Source organism: Streptomyces tsukubensis (assembly GCF_003932715.1).
Lineage (GTDB): Bacteria > Actinomycetota > Actinomycetes > Streptomycetales > Streptomycetaceae > Streptomyces > Streptomyces tsukubensis.
Map to the genome: position 1 here is coordinate 985,405 of NZ_CP020700.1, position 16,839 is coordinate 1,002,243.

The following is a 16,839-nucleotide window of genomic DNA, read 5'->3' on the forward strand; positions in this document are numbered from 1 at the left end:
GGGGTTGGTAGAAACATGAACGACTCTGAGGCGCGGAACGTGGACGTGGTCGTCGTCGGTGCCGGACAGGCCGGGCTGTCCGCCGCCTACCATCTGCGGCGCATCGGGCTGGAGCCGGACCGTGATGTCGTGGTGCTCGACCATTCCCCGGGGCCGGGCGGCGCCTGGCAGTTCCGCTGGCCCTCCCTCACGTACGGGAGGGTCCACGGCATGCACGCGCTGCCGGGTATGGAGCTGACCGGGGCGGATCCGGACCGGCCTTCGTCCGAGGTGATCGGCGGCTACTTCCGGGAGTACGAGGAGCGGTTCGGGCTGCGGGTGCGGCGGCCGGTGGATGTGACGGCGGTCCGGGAGGGGGACGGCGGGCGGCTGCTCGTGGAGTCGTCGGCGGGGAACTGGTCGGCCCGGGCGCTGATCAACGCCACCGGGACCTGGGACCGGCCCTTCTGGCCGCACTATCCGGGGCAGGAGACCTTCCGGGGGCGGCAGCTGCACACGGCGGGGTATCCGGGTCCCGTGGAGTTCGCGGGGCAGCGGGTCGTGGTGGTCGGGGGCGGGGCCTCGGGGACGCAGCATCTGATGGAGCTGGCGGAGCACGCCGCCGCGACCACATGGGTGACCCGGCGGCCGCCGGTCTTCCGGGAGGGGCCCTTCGACGAGAACGTGGGCCGCTCGGTGGTGGCCCTGGTCGAGGAGCGGGTACGGAACGGGCTGCCGCCGCGGAGCGTGGTGTCCGTGACCGGGCTTCCGCTGACGGACGCGATCCGCGAGGCCCGGGCGAACGGGGTACTCGACCGGCTGCCGATGTTCGACCGGATCACCCCCACCGGGGTGGCCTGGGACGACGGCCGGACGGTCGACGCGGACGCGATCGTCTGGGCAACCGGCTTCCGGGCGGCCCTGGACCATCTGGCGCCGCTGCGGCTGCGGGAGCCGGGCGGCGGGATCCGGATGGACGGCACCCGCGCGGTCCGGGACGAGCGGGTCCATCTGATCGGCTACGGGCCGTCCGCCTCGACGGTCGGCGCCAACCGGGCCGGGCGGGCCGCGGTCACGGAGATCCGGAAGCTCCTGGAGCGCGAGCCCGCGCTCGTACCGTCGGGCTGACCGGCCGGGGCCGGTCCTCGGCGGGCCCGTCTCGCCCCCGGCACGCGCCGGAGCCCGCGGCGTGCCTCGCCGGGGGCGGCCTCGCATGGTCACGGCACCGCCGGTACAGCCTCCCGGGCATGGCCGCGGATCAGTTCGGCGTAACGGCCCTCCAGCGCGAGCAGTTCGTCGTGCGTGCCCCGTTCGGCGATCCGGCCGCCGTCGAGGACCACGATCTCGTCCGCGTCCCGGACGGTCGACAGCCGATGGGCGATGGTGATCGTGGTGCGCCCCGCCGAGAGCGCGTCGATGGCCTGCTGCACGGCGTGCTCGGTACGGGTGTCGAGGGCGCTGGTCGCTTCGTCGAGGACGAGCACGGGCGGGTCCCGCAGAATCGTGCGGGCCAGGGCCAGCCGCTGCTTCTCACCGCCCGAGAAGCGGTAGCCGCGCTCCCCCACCAAGGTGTCGTAACCATCGGGGAGACCGGCGATGTGCTCGTGTATCTGCGCGGCCCGGGCCGCCGTCTCCAGTTCGGCGTCGGTGGCGTCGGGTTTGGCGAAGCGCAGATTCTCGGCGACGGAGGCATGGAAGAGGTACGTCTCCTGGGAGACGACTCCGACGGACCGGGCGATGCTGTCGAAGTCGAGATCGCGGACGTCGACGCCGTCGAGGGTGACCCGGCCGTCGGTCACGTCGTACAACCGGGGTACGAGATAGCTCAGGGTCGACTTGCCGGAGCCGGTCGGGCCCACCACCGCGAGGCTGCGGCCCGCCGGAACGGTGATGTCGATACCGTCGAGCGTCGGGGGCTGCCCGGCCTCGTATCCGAAGCGGACCCCTTCGAAGCGGACCTCGCCCCGGGCCTTCTCCAGTCTGACGGGGCGCTCGGGCTCGGTGATGTCCACCGGCAGGTCGAGGTATTCGAAGATGCGCTGGAACAGGGCGAGCGACGTCTGCATGTCCACACCCGTGGAGAGCAGGCTGACCGCGGGCCGGAACAACCCCTGCTGGAGGGAGACGAAGGCGACCAGGGTCCCGATGGAGATCGCCGCCCCGCCATGGGTCAGGGCCAGACCGGCGGCCCAGTAGATGACGGCGGGCATCGCCGCCATGACGATGCCGATCACGGACATCCGCCAGCGCCCGGCCATGCTGGACCGGACTTCCAGATCGACGAGCTGCTCCGACTCCCGTGCGAAGGAGCGGGTCAGCGAATCGGCCCGCCCCATCGTGCGCCCCAGGAGGATGCCGCTGACGGAGAGGGACTCCGTCACCGTGGCGGCCATCGCCGCCATCTGCTTCTGCCGGTGCGTGGTGATCTTCTTGCGCTCGCGGCCGACCCGCCGGCTGATCCAGACGAACACCGGCAGCAGAAGCAGCGAGACCACCGTGAGCCGCCATTCGAGCGCGAGCATGGCGACGACGGTCGCGACCACAGCAGTGAGGTTGGAGACCAGGGAGGTGGCGGTGGAGGTGACGGTCGCCTGCATCCCGCCGATGTCGTTGGCGATCCGGGACTGGACCTCGCCGGTGCGCGTCCGCGTGAAGAAGGCCAGGGGCATCTGCTGGAGCCGGGCATAGACAGCGGTCCGCAGATCGTGCATCACACGCTGGCCGACCGTGGTCGAGATCAGCGTCTGGAGCACACCGAAGACGCTGTTGAGCACGGCGGCGAGGATCATCCCGAGGGCCAGCAGACCGAGGAGCCCCGTGCGGCCCTGCGGAATCGCGGTGTCGAGAACGGCCTTCAGCAGGAACGGGGAGGCGACGGAGACGAGCGCCGACGCACCGACGAGCAGCCCGACGAGGGCGAGACGGCCCCGGTAGGGACGGAAGAGCCGGAGGATCCGCCGCACCTGCGCGGGCGGCTGCTCCGGCGTCCGGGCCGGGGGTGTCCAGGTGGACGTTTCTTGGCGCATGGTCTCCCTCCGCGGCCCGGCACCGGGCCCGCCCGGGTCGCCGTCCGGCACGACGACAAAGCGAGCATAGTTCATAGTTACCTATATGCACAATGAATAACGTCCTGATATTGTTCCCGTATGACCACACCCGAGCCCGACGGCCTGCTGGCCGAGCAGTTGCTGCGGCTGACCCGGCGGATCCACCGCAGTCAGCAGCGCAGGCTGGAGTCGGCCGGAGTGGCGATCACCCCCGCGCAGTCACGGCTGCTGCGCGCCCTCGCCCAGGAGGAGCGGCCGCCGCGGATGGCCGACCTCGCGGCCCGTCTGGAGGTGGTGCCGCGTGCGGTGACCACCCTGGTGGACGGTCTGGAGGCGGCGGGCCGGGTCCGCCGCGCCCCCGACGCGGAGAACCGCCGGGTGATACGGGTCGAGCTGACCGACACCGGCCGCGCCACCCTCCGCGCCCTGCGGGAGGCCCGCCGCGAGGCCGCGGAGGACATCCTGTCCCCGCTCACCCCCCGCCAGCGCGCGGACTTCGGCGCCCTGCTGTCGACCCTGGTGGACTCGGGCCCGCACACCTGCTGACGCGAAACCCCGCGGGGCGGGGAGCGCTGCAACGGCGTCGACTACGGCACGGTGAATCCGGGACCATCCCCGCGTCCGTGGGGAGCACAAGGTCAGCGTCGATGTCGACGGCCCGCCCGGGGGGCCATCCCCGCGCCCACGGGGAGCACAGCGAGTACACCCACTTCCTGCACTCCGGAACCGGGCCATCCCCGCGCCCGCGGGGAGCACTAGGCCGCGGCCGGGGTACCGCGCCAGAGCCGGGGGCCATCCCCGCACTCGTGGGGAGCACCTCCGTGACCTGCGACCCTACTCCTCACTCCCTCCCGTTCCCATCCGCTTCGCCCACTCCGGCATTCCGCTCCGCACATCACCTTCAGGAACATTCCCCCACCGCCGCCGACCGGGAAGCGCATGGCCACCCGGCCCGCAAGGGCGCCCAACCCGCCATCGGTCCCCGCACCGGCCCACCCGCCCCAGCGGCCCTCTTGCGCATCAGCGATCTCAACCACCATCGTGCTGACCGAGGTTCAGCAACAGCAGCGCACCATCAGCTCCCCCACTGGAGGGTCGATGAACGACGCAGCCACACCTGACCACGGTTCCGACAACGATGTCCCGGACTCCCACCTGCCCTCCGGCGGACCCACCCGGCGGTCCGTGCTGCGGACCTCCGCCGGGGTCGCCGGAGCAGGGGTCGCCGCCGGAGCCGCCGGAACCTTCGGCGCCCCGCCGGCCACCGCGGTGGAAGCCGCCGACGCGGCATCCGCGGCAGACGGATACGCCGCCTCTCCCCCGCGCCGCGGCCGGACCATGGCCGGTGTCCCCTTCGAACGCCGCAGCACCGTACGGGTCGGCATCATCGGCCTCGGCAACCGCGGCGGCAGCATGATCGACCTGTTCCTCGCCCTGCCCGGGGTGAGAGTCGTCGCCCTCTGCGACCCGGTGAAGGCGAAGTGCGAACGCGCCGCCGCCAAGGTCGTGGCGGCCGGGCAGCCCTCCCCCGCCGTCTACGCCAAGGGCGAGGACGACTACCGCGACCTCTGCGAGCGCGGGGACCTCGACCTGGTCTATGTCGCCACGCCCTGGGAGACCCACTTCGCCATGGCCGAGGCAGCGCTCCTCGGCGGCAAGCACGTCGGCGTGGAGTGTCCCGTCGCGATGCGGCTCGACGAGCTGTGGGCCCTGGTCGACCTCTCCGAGCGCACCCGCCGCCACTGCATGCAGCTGGAGAACTGCTGCTACGGCAGGAACGAGATGCGGGTCCTGCGGATGGCACACGCGGGCCTGTTCGGGGAGCTGCTGCACGGAGCGGGCGCGTACAACCACGATCTGCGCGAGCTGATGTTCGACCCGGCTTACTACGAGGGGCCCTGGCGGCGGCTGTGGCACACCAGACTCCGCGGCGATCTCTATCCGAACCACGGATTCGGCCCGGTGGCGAACTACATGGACGTCAACCGGGGCGACCGGGTCGTCAGCATCTCCAGCTTCGGCACCCCCGCGCTGGGCCTCGCCGAGTACCGCGAGGCGCACATGGCACCGGGAGACCCCAGCTTCAAGGAGTCGTACGTCTCCGCGGACCGCACGGTCAGCATGGTGCGGACGGCGAAGGGCCGGATCATCAGGCTGGAGCACGATGTGTCGACCCCGCACCCGTACAGCAGGATCAACAGCCTCGGCGGCACCAAGGGCGTCTTCGAGGACTATCCGGCACGGATCTACGTCGAGCCCGATCACACCGACCACCGCTGGGGCGATTTCGCCCGGTACGCCGACTGGGACCACTGGCTGTGGAAGGAGCACGCCAATCCGCCCGGCGGCCACGGCGGCATGGACTACATCATGCTCTTCCGCCTCGTGCAGACCATGCGCCTCGGGCTGGTCCCCGACTTCGACGTGTACGACGCGGCGGTCTGGACGGCGCCGGTGCCGCTGAGCCACCTGTCGATCAAGGCTCAGGGCGCCCCGCTGCCGATACCCGACTTCACCCGGGGCGAGTGGCGGCGGACCCGGCCGGGTGTGGATTCGGCCAAACCTTCGGACTGATCCGAAGAGTCCCTCTTGAACCCGAGTGCGGTGGAGGGCCCGGGGGAGCGGGAGCCCGGCACGGCTGCCGCTCCCCACCCCCTGTGGAGGTACTCACAACGCCCGAAAACCGATTGCGCAATCGGGTCCGGTGGAGCGAACCTTGCACGGTTTGCACCACCCTCGACCTGTGCTGGGACATGATGCAGATCCACAATCTTCCCTACAGAGATCCCGGTAAACCTGATGTGCGTTCGGGCGCGCGATTTCTGGTCTGGCTCTTCCGGCATCAGCTCGGCGGCCAGGCGAGAGCCCTCGGCTGGGGTTTGCTCAACCAGCTCTGCATCGCCGGTCTGGCGGTGGGCACCGGGATCGCCGTCCAGGCAGTGGTCGACCGGGACGGCAGAGGGCTGGCCCTCGCGGGGCTGCTGATCGCCGGGCTGGGCATCGGCATCGCGCTCGGGGACGCGATGCTGCACCGGGCGACCGTCACCAACTGGATCACCGCCGCCGCCCGTGCCCAGCAGCTGCTGGCCCGCAAGACCGCCGACCTCGGCTCCGTCCTGACCCGCAGGGTCGCGGCGGGCGAGGTCGTCGCCGTCTCGACCGGCGATGTGGAGAAGATCGGCTGGATCGTCGAGGCGATGTCCCGCTTCGTGGCCGCCGCGACGACGGTGCTCATCGTCTGTACCGCGCTGGTGATCTACCAGCCTGCCCTCGGCGTCGTCGTCGCCATCGGCTTCCCCGTCGTCGCCCTGGCGGTGCTGCCGCTGCTGCCGCACGCCTCCGCCCGCGCCGACATCCAGCGCGAGAAGGCCGGATACGCGACCGAGCTGGCCGCCGACACGGTCGCGGGACTGCGCGTGCTGCGCGGTATCGGCGGCGAGGAACTCTTCCTGAACCGCTACCGGGAGGCTTCGCAGGAGGTGCGCGGCGCCGCCGTACGCGCCGCCCGCACCTGGTCGCTGATCTCCGCCGTGCAGGTGCTGCTGCCCGGCGCACTGATGCTGACAGTGGTGGCGTACGGTGCCCAGCTGGCCCTCGACGGCCGGATCACCGTCGGCGAGCTGGTCACGGTGTACAGCGCGGTGCTGCTGGCCCAGCACCCGATGCGGAACGTCGAAGAGATCGCCCTGGCCTACTCGTACTCGAAGCCGTCCGCCAAGCGGGCGGCCCGGGTGCTGGCGCTGGAGCGGACGGTCACCACGACCGGCCACGACCACGGGCGCCCGACCGGTGATCTGTACGACCCGGTGACGGGCCTGCTGGCGCCCGAGGGTCTGCTGACCGCCGTCGTCTGCGGCGACCCGGACGCCGCCGGAAACCTGGCCGAACGGCTGGGCGGACACCCGGCAGGCGACGTCGTCCCGGCGCGGGACGGTGACGAGCCGGAGTCGGATACGGCGCCGGTCGCCCCGGCGGCCCCCTCCGTGACGCTCGGAAAGGTCCCGCTGGACGAACTGCCGCTGGAGGAGGCACGGACCGCAGTCCTGGTCCAGGACAAGGAGCCGGTGCTGCTCTCCGGCACGCTGCGGGAGCTGCTGGACGTGCCTTCGTCCGGCCGGGTCTCCGCCGCGGACGCGCTGGGCGCGGCCCAGTGCGGCGATGTCCTCGACGCGCTGGCCCGGGCGGCGACGGGCACGGACGGCGCGGCCGACCCCATGGAGACCCCGATCACGGAACGCGGCAGGTCGCTCTCCGGCGGCCAGCGCCAGCGGCTGGCACTGGCCCGCTCCCTGGTGACCGACCCGGAAGTGCTGGTGCTCGACGAGCCGACCTCGGCCGTGGACTCGCACACCGAGGCCCGGATCGCCGCGGGCATCCAACAGCTCCGGGACACCCGCACGACCGTGGTCCTCGCCTCCTCGCCGCTGCTGCTCGACCTGGCGGACCGGGTGGTCCTGGTGGACGGCGACACGGTCGCCGCCGTCGGCACCCACCGCGAGTTGCTGCGGTCCGAGCCCCGCTACCGGGCCGTCGTCGCCCGTGAGCCCGAGCCCGGCGCCGGACGGACGGCCGGTGTCCCCGCCTGACCAGCGGGCCCGGCAGTTGCCATGCACACCTTCAGCCTTCAGGAGGAATGACCATGTTCCGGGTGATGCCGCCGGAGTACGATCCGGCGGCCCCCGAGTCGGCGACGACTCTGCCCGTCGCCGGCGCGGCCACCGTTCGGTCCTACGCGGGGGAACTGATACGCCGGCACCGCCGCGCCTTCACCGCTCTGATCACGGTCCAGGCGCTCGCGGTGCTCGCCTCGATGGTGGGTCCGTATCTGCTGGGATCCGTGGTGAACCGGCTCGAAGAGGGCGCGCGCGAGCTGCCTCTGGGCCGCACGATCGCACTGTTCACGGTCGCGCTGCTGCTCCAGACGTTGTTCGTCCGGATGGTGGCGCTGCGCGGGGTGACGCTCGGCGAGGAGATGCTCGCCGATCTGCGCGAGGACTTCCTCGTACGGTCGGTGCGGCTGCCTCCGGGGGTGCTGGAGCGCGCGGGGACCGGTGATCTGCTCTCCCGGATCACGACCGATATCGACCGGCTCGCCAATGCCATGCGGGAGGCCGTGCCGCAGCTCGCCATCGGGGTGGTGTGGGCGGGGCTGCTGATCGCCGGACTCGCGGTCACGGCACCGCCGCTGGCCCTGTCCGTCCTGGTCGCCGCTCCCCTGCTGATCGTCGCCTGCCGGTGGTACTTCCGCCGGGCGCCTTCGGCCTACCGCTCGGAGGCCGCCGGATACGCGGGCGTGGCCGCCGCTCTCGCCGAGACCGTCGACGCGGGCCGCACCGTCGAGTCCCACCGGCTGGGGCGCCGCCGGATCGAACTCTCGGACCGGCGGGTCAAGGAGTGGGCCGCCTGGGAGCGGTACACGCTCTATCTGCGCTCCGTGCTCTTCCCCGTGGTCAACACGGCCCACACCGTGGTCCTCGTCTCCGTGCTGATGATGGGCGGCGTGTTTGTGCTCAAGGGCTGGCTGGACATCGGCCAGCTGACCACGGGCGCCCTGCTGGCACAGATGCTGGTGGAGCCCGTCGGCATCATTCTGCGCTGGTACGACGAACTGCAGGTGGCGCAGGTTTCGCTGGCCCGGCTGGTGGGCGTGCGGGAGATAGAGCCCGACGCGGGCGACGCCGAGCTGCGGCCCGAGGGGCGCGATATGCGCGCCGACGAGGTCCGCTTCGGCTACAGCGAAGGCGTCGACGTCCTGCACGATGTGTCGCTGTCGGTGCCGCCGGGGAGCCGGGTCGCGCTGGTCGGCCCTTCGGGGGCCGGGAAGTCGACCCTGGGCCGTCTGCTCGCCGGGATCTACGGCCCCCGGTCGGGACGGGTCGCCCTCGGTGACGCGGAGCTGTCCCGGATGTCCGCGGAGCGGGTGCGGGAGCATGTGGCGCTGGTCAATCAGGAGCACCATGTGTTCGTCGGCTCGCTCCGGGACAATCTGCGGCTGGCGCGGAACGAGGCGCCGGACGGGGAGCTGTGGGACGCGCTCGCCGTCGTCGACGCGGACGGCTGGGCACGGGCCCTGGCGGACGGTCTGGACACGGAGGTCGGTTCCGGCGGTCTGGCGTTGACGCCCGCCCAGGCGCAGCAGATCGCGCTGGCCCGGCTGGTCCTGGCCGATCCGCACACCCTGGTGCTCGACGAGGCGACCTCCCTGCTGGATCCGCGGGCCGCCCGGGAGCTGGAGCGTTCGCTGTCGCGGGTGCTGGAGGGCCGTACCGTGGTGGCGATCGCCCACCGGTTGCACACCGCGCACGACGCGGATGTGATCGCGGTGGTCGAGGCGGGCCGGATCACCGAGCTGGGCCACCACGACGAACTGGTCGCCGCGGGCGGGCCCTACTCGGCGCTCTGGCGATCCTGGCACGGCTGACGGAACCACTCCCGGGCCGGGTGGGGCGGTGGGGCGGCACGCCGAAAGCGGGCGCGGCCCAGATACCGTCCGCCCCGGCCCGGCGGGCCCGCGGATACGGTCGTGGCGGTGTGATCGAAGCGGGCCGGTCGCCCGTCCCGCCCACCGGCGGGCTTGCGGGCGACCGCCGTCCGCCCACCGGCCCGGCGGCCGGTTCCTCCGGGGGCGCGGCTCGGGCCGTCCGGCCCATCGGAAGGCGTACCCGATGAGCACACCCCCCCGGCCCGGGTCCCGGTCCGGCCGTCCGATACCCACCACATCGCCGTCCGCGGCGCCCGGACCCGGCCGGGCGGCCTTCGCGGTACCACCGACGGGCCGGATCCGGCGTCAGGCGCCGACCAGTTCCGCCTTGTTCATCGCCGATATGACCCGGTCCGGCGCGCCCGCGTCGCCGCCGCCGCCCACGAGCTGGGCGGCCGCGCCGATGAGGAAACCGCCGATGAGCACCGGGACCACCTCGGCGGACGCCGCGCGCGGCGAGTCGGGAATGATCATCTTGGCGAGCTGTCCCGCGCCGCCGATCAGCAGCGCCGCGGAGGCGGTGAAGGCGAGCAGGACTGTGGTCGGACGGCGACGGCGCATAAGCGCTCCCGGGTGCGCGGGCCGCGGCGGCACAGGGGCCGGAGCGGCCGGAACGGCTGGGCCGCCGGATCGGCGACTGATCGGACCGTAGGCCCGGACGGTCCCGCTCCGCCACCCCCTGTGGACAACCCGTACCGAACGGGTGACGGAATTTTCCACCGGGAAAGCGGGCCCGTATCCCCCGAGGCCCTCGCCGGATCGGACACGGCACCGGAAGGGCTCCCGGGCCGTGCTCCCGAACCCGTGCCCCCGCCCCCGGTACCGGCCGCGGGACCCGGGCGACGTGCCCGCCCCCGTCAGAACACGTTCAGCGCCGACGCCCCGCCCACTCCCCCGAGCAGCATGAACACCGGCATCAGCACCTTCAGTTCCACCCAGCTCCCGGCCCGGAAGCGCAGGGCCTTCGGCGGGCCGATGGGGTACCAGCGCCGGTTGCCGATGGGGATCGGCCAGAGGATCGGGCAGCCCGACACGGTCAGGGAGTCGCCGATGTCGTGGACGAGGGCGCCCAGCACGATCGGCAGCCCCAGCCAGAGGTACTCCTGGCCGGGCGCGCTGAACAACCAGTCGGAGCCGTTGCCCGGCTGGTCGAGGACCCCGGCCAGAATCCAGGCGCCGGCGGCGCCCAGCAGCCAGACGAGGACGTCGCTGGAGACGCGCGCGGCCCGCCACAGCAGGCCCTCGACCGCCAGCACCAGATGGACGAAGAGGATCGCCAGGACTGCCCAGCGTCCGCCGGTCACGGCCAGCGCGGACGCGCCGCCGCCGATCATCACGGCCCACACCCAGGTGTGGGTCAGGGTGCGGTGCCCCCCGGTGCGGCGCTTGTCGCCGGGTTTCCGGGTCGCTTTGTAGACGGCGAAGGAGAGTTTGTCGACGATTTCGCAGAGCGCCTTGGAGACGGGGCCGAAGGCCCGGGAGATCGTCGCCGCCTTGTGGTCGAGATCGGGGGCGAGTGCGGCGCCCGCGCAGATCAGCGCCCCGACGACGAGCACCGGCCAGGGCATGGCGTGTCCGGCTGCCGCGGTCGCCGCGCCCACCCCCAGCCAGGCCGCCGCTCCGGACAGTGAGTGTGCCGGTCCCATCATGGTGTCCCCGCCCCCGGCCGTCCCCGGTCCCGGCCGTCGCCGCCCGGTCCCGCGGATCGCCGTCGTTGTGTCGTCGTCTGCGCGCCGGCCCGGCGGAACCGGTCCCTCCCCGTTCGGTCCGGTCGCGCCGGCCCCGTACCACCGGGCCGCTCCGCGCCCGGGCACACCCCGGCCGACAGGGCAGCGTACCGTCCGTGATCTTGGGTCCGCCGCCCGGATCCCCGGTCCGGGGTGAACCGATCGGGGTGCGCCAGGCAAGATGGGGGGCGTGACCCTCATTGATCAGCTGCCGCCGGATGCCGACCCCGATGCCCTCTTCGAGGCTTTTTCCTCCTGGGCGGAGGGCCGGGGCCTCTCGCTGTACCCGGCGCAGGAGGAGGCACTGATCGAAGTGGTGTCGGGGGCGAACGTGATCCTCTCCACGCCCACCGGCTCGGGGAAGTCCATGGTGGCAGCGGGGGCGCACTTCGCGGCGCTGGCCCGGGACGAGGTCACCTTCTACACCGCGCCCATCAAGGCGCTGGTGTCGGAGAAGTTCTTCGATCTCTGCAAGCTCTTCGGCACCGAGAACGTCGGCATGCTGACCGGTGACGCGTCCGTCAACGCAGACGCGCCGGTGATCTGCTGCACCGCCGAGGTACTGGCCTCCATCGCGCTGCGCGACGGCAGGAACGCCGATATCGGCCAGGTCGTGATGGACGAGTTCCACTTCTATGCGGAGCCGGACCGCGGCTGGGCCTGGCAGATCCCGCTGCTGGAGCTGCCGCAGGCGCAGTTCGTGCTGATGTCTGCGACCCTCGGGGACGTCTCGCGCTTCGAGCAGGACCTGACGCGCCGCACCGGCCGCCCCACCGCGGTGGTCCGCTCGGCGACCCGCCCGGTCCCGCTCTCGTACGAGTACCGGCGCACCCCGATCACGGAGACGCTGACCGAACTGCTCCAGACCCGGCAGGCGCCGGTGTACATCGTGCACTTCACCCAGGCGGCGGCGGTGGAGCGGGCGCAGTCCCTGATGAGCATCAACATGTGCTCGCGCGAGGAGAAGGAACAGATCGCGGAGCTGATCGGGAGCTTCCGCTTCACCACGAAGTTCGGCCGCAATCTCTCGCGGTACGTCCGCCACGGCATCGGGGTCCACCACGCGGGCATGCTGCCCAAGTACCGCAGGCTGGTGGAGAAGCTGGCGCAGGCGGGCCTGCTGAAGGTGATCTGCGGTACGGACACCCTCGGCGTCGGGGTGAACGTACCGATCCGTACGGTGCTGTTCACTGCGCTCACCAAGTACGACGGCAGCCGCGTCCGCACCCTGCGGGCCCGCGAGTTCCACCAGATCGCGGGCCGCGCCGGGCGGGCCGGTTTCGATACGGCGGGTCTGGTCGTCGCCCAGGCTCCCGAGCACGTCATCGAGAACGAGAAGGCGCTGGCCAAGGCGGGCGACGATCCGAAGAAGCGCCGCAAGGTCGTCCGCAAGAAGGCTCCGGAGGGCTTCGTCGCCTGGTCGGACTCGACCTTCGAGAAGCTCATCGAATCCGATCCGGAGCCGCTGACCTCACGGTTCAATGTGACCCACACGATGCTGCTGTCGGTGATCGCCCGCCCGGGCAACGCCTTCGACGCGATGCGTCACCTGCTGGAGGACAACCACGAGCCGCGCCGCAACCAGCTGCGGCATATCCGGCGGGCCATCGCGATCTACCGTTCGCTGCTGGACGGCGGGGTCGTCGAGCGGCTGCCCGAGCCCGACGCCCAGGGCCGGATCGTCCGGCTGACCGTCGACCTCCAGCACGACTTCGCGCTGAACCAGCCGCTGTCGACCTTCGCGCTCGCCTCCTTCGAGCTGCTGGACCCGGAGTCGCCGTCGTACGCGCTGGACATGGTCTCCGTGGTGGAGTCGACACTGGACGACCCCCGGCAGATCCTCGCCGCCCAGCAGAACAAGGCGCGCGGCGAGGCGGTGGCCGCGATGAAGGCGGACGGCGTCGAGTACGAGGAGCGGATGGAGCGGCTCCAGGAGGTGACGTACCCGAAACCGCTGGAGGAGCTGCTGTGGCACGCGTACGACGTCTACCGCAAGAGCCACCCCTGGGTCGGTGACCATCCGGTCTCGCCGAAGTCCGTGATCCGGGACATGTACGAGCGGGCGCTGTCGTTCACCGAGTTCACCTCGTTCTACGAGCTGGCGCGGACCGAGGGCATCGTGCTGCGCTATCTGGCGGGCGCGTACAAGGCGCTGGAGCACACGATCCCGGACGATCTGAAGTCCGAGGACCTCCAGGACCTGATCGCCTGGCTGGGCGAGATGGTGCGCCAGGTGGACTCGTCGCTGCTGGACGAGTGGGAGCAGCTCGCCAATCCCGAGGTGGAGTCCGCCGAAGAGGCCCAGGAGAGGGCGGACCAGGTCAGGCCGGTCACGGCCAATGCCCGCGCCTTCCGGGTCCTCGTCCGGAACGCAATGTTCCGGCGGGTGGAGCTGGCGGCCCTGGACAAGGTGGGCGTGCTGGGCGAGCTGGACGAGGAGTCGGGCTGGACCGCGGACGCCTGGGGCGAGGCGATGGACGCGTACTGGGACGAGTACGACGATCTGGGCACCGGTCCGGACGCGCGCGGCCCCAAGCTGCTGCTCATCGAGGAGGACGAGCCGCACGGTCTGTGGCGGGTCCGGCAGATCTTCGCCGATCCGAACGGCGACCACGACTGGGGGATCAGCGCCGAGGTCGATCTCGCGGCCTCCGACGAAGAGGGCCGGGCGGTCGTCCGGGTCACGGCCGTGGGGCAGCTGTGACCCCGGCCCCCGGCGGGGTCCACGCACCGGTGAAACGAATGAAGGAAGTGCGATGACGAATCCGGTGGAGCGTCTGGTCGATCTGCTCGACCTGGAACGCATCGAGGTGAACATCTTCCGCGGGCTCAGCCCCGACGAGTCCCTGCAGCGGGTCTTCGGCGGCCAGGTCGCGGGACAGGCCCTGGTGGCGGCGGGCCGCACCACGGACGGCGAGCGTCCGGTGCACTCGCTGCACGCCTACTTCCTCCGTCCGGGCCGGCCCGGGGTCCCGATCGTCTACCAGGTCGAGCGGGTGAGGGACGGCCGCTCCTTCACCACGCGCCGGGTCACGGCGGTGCAGGAGGGCCGGACGATCTTCAATCTGACGGCCTCCTTCCACCTTCCCGAGTCCGGGAGCATCGAGCACCAGCTGCCGCCGCGGGCCGATTTCCCGGATCCCGAGACGCTGCCGAAGGTGGCGGACGAGATCCGGGAGCATCTGGGTGCGCTGCCGGAGCCGCTGGAGCGGATGGCCCGCCGCCAGCCCTTCGACATCCGGTACACGGAGAAGCTGCGGTGGACGCCGGAAGAGGTGAAGGAGAAGGAGTCCGATCCGCGCAGCGCGGTGTGGATGCGGGCGATGGGGCCGCTGGGCGACGATCCGCTGGTCCACACCTGTGCCCTGACGTACGCCAGTGATATGACCCTGCTGGACGCGGTACGGATCCCGGTCGAACCGCTCTGGGGGCGGCGGGGGTACGACATGGCGTCCCTGGACCACGCGATGTGGTTCCACCGGCCGTTCCGGGCGGACGAGTGGTTCCTGTACGACCAGGAGTCTCCGATCTCCACGGGCGGCCGGGGCCTGGCCCGGGGCCGGATCTACAACCGTGCGGGCGAACTGCTGGTGTCCGTGGTGCAGGAGGGGCTGTTCCGCCCGCTGAACCCCGCCGCCTGAGGGACCCGGTCCGGTTCCCCGGCCCCCCTGTGCGCCCCTGTGTTTGCCGAGACGAGGAGTTGTGAGATGACAACGCTGTACGACATTCCCCTGCGGACCCTGAACGGCGAACCGACGTCCCTGGAGGCCCACCGGGGTTCGGTGGTGCTGGTGGTGAACGTCGCGTCGAAATGCGGCCTGACGCCCCAGTACGCCGGTCTGGAGCAGCTCCAGAAGGAGTACGCCGAGCGCGGTTTCACCGTTGTCGGTGTGCCGTGCAACCAGTTCGGCGGGCAGGAGCCGGGCAGCGCCGAGGAGATCGGCGTGTTCTGTTCGTCGACGTACGGGGTGACCTTCCCGATGCTGGAGAAGGCCGACGTCAACGGTGCCGGGCGGCATCCGCTGTACACGGAGCTGACCCGGACGGCCGATGCGGAGGGCGCGGCCGGTGATGTGCAGTGGAACTTCGAGAAGTTCCTGATCGGCCCGGACGGTACGGTCGCCGGCCGGTTCCGGCCCCGGACGGAGCCGGACGCGCCCGAGCTGGTCGCGGCGATCGGACGGCTGCTGCCCGTCTGACGCACCGCCGCGCCCCGGAGCCCGGCTCCGGGGCGCCCGGTCAGCGGATGGGGACACCGGAGAGGGCCCGGGCGATCACCAGCCGCTGGATTTCGCTGGTCCCCTCGAAGATCGTGTAGATGGCGGCGTCCCGGTGCATGCGCTCCACCGGGTAGTCGCGGGTGAAGCCGTTGCCGCCGAGTATCTGCACGGCCCGCGCGGTGACGTCCTTGGCGACCTCGCCCGCGTACAGCTTGGACATCGACCCTTCGGCGGCGTCGAAGGGCTTGCCCGCGGCCGCCATCCAGGAGGCCCGCCACACCAGCAGCCGGGCCGCGTCGATACGGGTGCGCATATCGGCGAGCTGGAATGCGATGCCCTGGTTGTCGATGACGGGCCGGCCGAACTGGGTGCGGGTACGGGCGTAGTCGAGGGCGATCTCGTACGCGGCGCGGGCGGTGCCGACCGCCATCGCCCCCACCGCGGGACGGGAGGCCTCGAAGGTCGCCATGGCCGCGTTTCCTCCCCGTGCGCCCGCGGGGCCGCCGCGGGCCCGCTCCCGGGCGCGGGCGAGGCGCTCGTCGAGTTTCTCCTTGCCGCCGAGGAGGCAGTCGCCGGGAACGCGGACGCCGTCCAGGACCACCTCGGCGGTGTGCGAGGCGCGGATGCCGTGCTTCCTGAACTTCTGGCCCTGGCTCAGTCCGGGGGTCCCCGGCGGGACGACGAACGAGGCGTGTCCCCGGCTGCCGAGCTCAGGATCGACGACGGCCACCACCACATGCACATGGGCGATACCGCCGTTGGTGGCCCAGGTCTTGGTGCCGTCGAGCACCCACTCGTCCTTGGCCTCGTCGTACACCGCGCGGGTGCGCAGGGCTCCGACATCGGATCCGGCGTCGGGCTCGGAGGAGCAGAAGGCCGCGACCCTGACCTGGTCCGCGTCCCCGTACATCTGGGGGATCCAGGTGCCGATCTGCTCCTCGGTGCCGTTGGTGAGGACACCGACCGCGGCGAGCCCGGTGCCGACGATGGAGAGCGCGATCCCGGCGTCGCCCCAGAACAGCTCCTCCATGGCGAGCGGGATGCCGAGGCCGGTGGGATCGAAGTACTGCCGAGCGTAGAAGTCGAGAGAGTAGACGCCGATCCTGGCGGCCTCCTGGATGACCGGCCAGGGGGTCTCCTCGCGCTCGTCCCACTCGGCGGCGGCCGGGCGCATCACGTCCGACGCGAAGCCGTGCAGCCAGTCCCGCACCTGCTTCTGCTCGTCGTTCAGCTCCAACGTGAAGTTCGCCATGTCCCCTCCGGCGCCGCGATCAACAACCACGAGTTACTCGCAGTAACGGCAGTCTGTTACCGGGTGGTAGAGCCTGTCAACAGATCCGGCACCCGGCCGTCCGGGCTGCGCGGGGTGTTAGTTTTCGCAGGCG

Annotated in this window: 12 protein-coding genes; 8 read left to right on the forward strand and 4 right to left on the reverse strand. The window is 71.7% G+C overall.

Features of this window, described 5'->3' with window-relative positions:
* Positions 1 to 15 precede the first annotated feature (15 nt).
* A complete protein-coding gene (locus B7R87_RS02990; protein WP_006350565.1) occupies positions 16 to 1,107 on the forward strand; it encodes an FAD-dependent oxidoreductase in 1,092 nt (363 codons plus the stop codon).
* Between the two features lie 89 nt (positions 1,108 to 1,196).
* Here the strand turns inward: B7R87_RS02990 and B7R87_RS02995 are convergent, their stop codons facing one another.
* Positions 1,197 to 3,005, reverse strand: a complete 1,809-nt coding sequence (locus tag B7R87_RS02995; RefSeq protein WP_006350564.1) for an ABC transporter ATP-binding protein — start codon at positions 3,003 to 3,005, stop codon at positions 1,197 to 1,199.
* A gap of 120 nt (positions 3,006 to 3,125) precedes the next feature.
* Between B7R87_RS02995 and B7R87_RS03000 the strand changes: the two genes are divergently transcribed.
* The 4 genes from B7R87_RS03000 (at position 3,126) to B7R87_RS03015 (ending at position 9,447) form a co-directional block, all read left to right on the forward strand.
* Positions 3,126 to 3,572, forward strand: coding sequence for a MarR family winged helix-turn-helix transcriptional regulator (locus B7R87_RS03000; RefSeq protein ID WP_006350563.1), 447 nt, complete (start codon positions 3,126 to 3,128; stop codon positions 3,570 to 3,572).
* Positions 3,573 to 4,124: 552 nt separating this feature from the next.
* On the forward strand, positions 4,125 to 5,600 hold the full coding sequence (locus tag B7R87_RS03005; RefSeq protein ID WP_006350562.1) for a Gfo/Idh/MocA family protein: 1,476 nt from the start codon (positions 4,125 to 4,127) through the stop codon (positions 5,598 to 5,600).
* 182 nt (positions 5,601 to 5,782) lie between these two features.
* A complete protein-coding gene (locus tag B7R87_RS03010) occupies positions 5,783 to 7,612 on the forward strand; it encodes an ABC transporter transmembrane domain-containing protein (RefSeq protein WP_045853169.1) in 1,830 nt (609 codons plus the stop codon).
* 53 nt (positions 7,613 to 7,665) lie between these two features.
* The gene (locus tag B7R87_RS03015) at positions 7,666 to 9,447 is read left to right on the forward strand and encodes an ABC transporter ATP-binding protein (RefSeq protein WP_006350560.1); all 1,782 of its coding nucleotides are present in this window, start codon (positions 7,666 to 7,668) and stop codon (positions 9,445 to 9,447) included.
* A 366-nt stretch (positions 9,448 to 9,813) separates the two neighbouring features.
* Here B7R87_RS03015 and B7R87_RS03020 read toward each other — a convergent pair whose 3' ends face one another.
* Positions 9,814 to 10,068, reverse strand: a complete 255-nt coding sequence (locus tag B7R87_RS03020) for a hypothetical protein (RefSeq protein WP_006350559.1) — start codon at positions 10,066 to 10,068, stop codon at positions 9,814 to 9,816.
* A 296-nt stretch (positions 10,069 to 10,364) separates the two neighbouring features.
* Positions 10,365 to 11,156, reverse strand: a complete 792-nt coding sequence (locus B7R87_RS03025) for a metal-dependent hydrolase (RefSeq protein WP_006350558.1) — start codon at positions 11,154 to 11,156, stop codon at positions 10,365 to 10,367.
* Between the two features lie 268 nt (positions 11,157 to 11,424).
* Here B7R87_RS03025 and B7R87_RS03030 point away from each other — a divergent pair, with 268 nt between their 5' ends.
* The 3 genes from B7R87_RS03030 to B7R87_RS03040 all read left to right on the forward strand — a co-directional run bounded on the left by B7R87_RS03030 (position 11,425) and on the right by B7R87_RS03040 (position 15,433).
* Positions 11,425 to 13,938: a DEAD/DEAH box helicase gene (locus B7R87_RS03030; protein WP_006350557.1), complete on the forward strand. Its 2,514-nt coding sequence runs from the start codon at positions 11,425 to 11,427 to the stop codon at positions 13,936 to 13,938.
* Between the two features lie 52 nt (positions 13,939 to 13,990).
* Positions 13,991 to 14,875: an acyl-CoA thioesterase gene (locus B7R87_RS03035; protein ID WP_006350556.1), complete on the forward strand. Its 885-nt coding sequence runs from the start codon at positions 13,991 to 13,993 to the stop codon at positions 14,873 to 14,875.
* A gap of 66 nt (positions 14,876 to 14,941) precedes the next feature.
* Complete coding sequence (locus tag B7R87_RS03040; RefSeq protein ID WP_006350555.1) at positions 14,942 to 15,433, forward strand: glutathione peroxidase; 492 nt, start codon at positions 14,942 to 14,944, stop codon at positions 15,431 to 15,433.
* 40 nt (positions 15,434 to 15,473) lie between these two features.
* On the opposite strand, the gene B7R87_RS03045 is transcribed toward B7R87_RS03040, so the two are convergent.
* The gene (locus tag B7R87_RS03045) at positions 15,474 to 16,706 is read right to left on the reverse strand and encodes an acyl-CoA dehydrogenase family protein (protein ID WP_006350554.1); all 1,233 of its coding nucleotides are present in this window, start codon (positions 16,704 to 16,706) and stop codon (positions 15,474 to 15,476) included.
* Between the last annotated feature and the right edge of the window lie 133 nt (positions 16,707 to 16,839).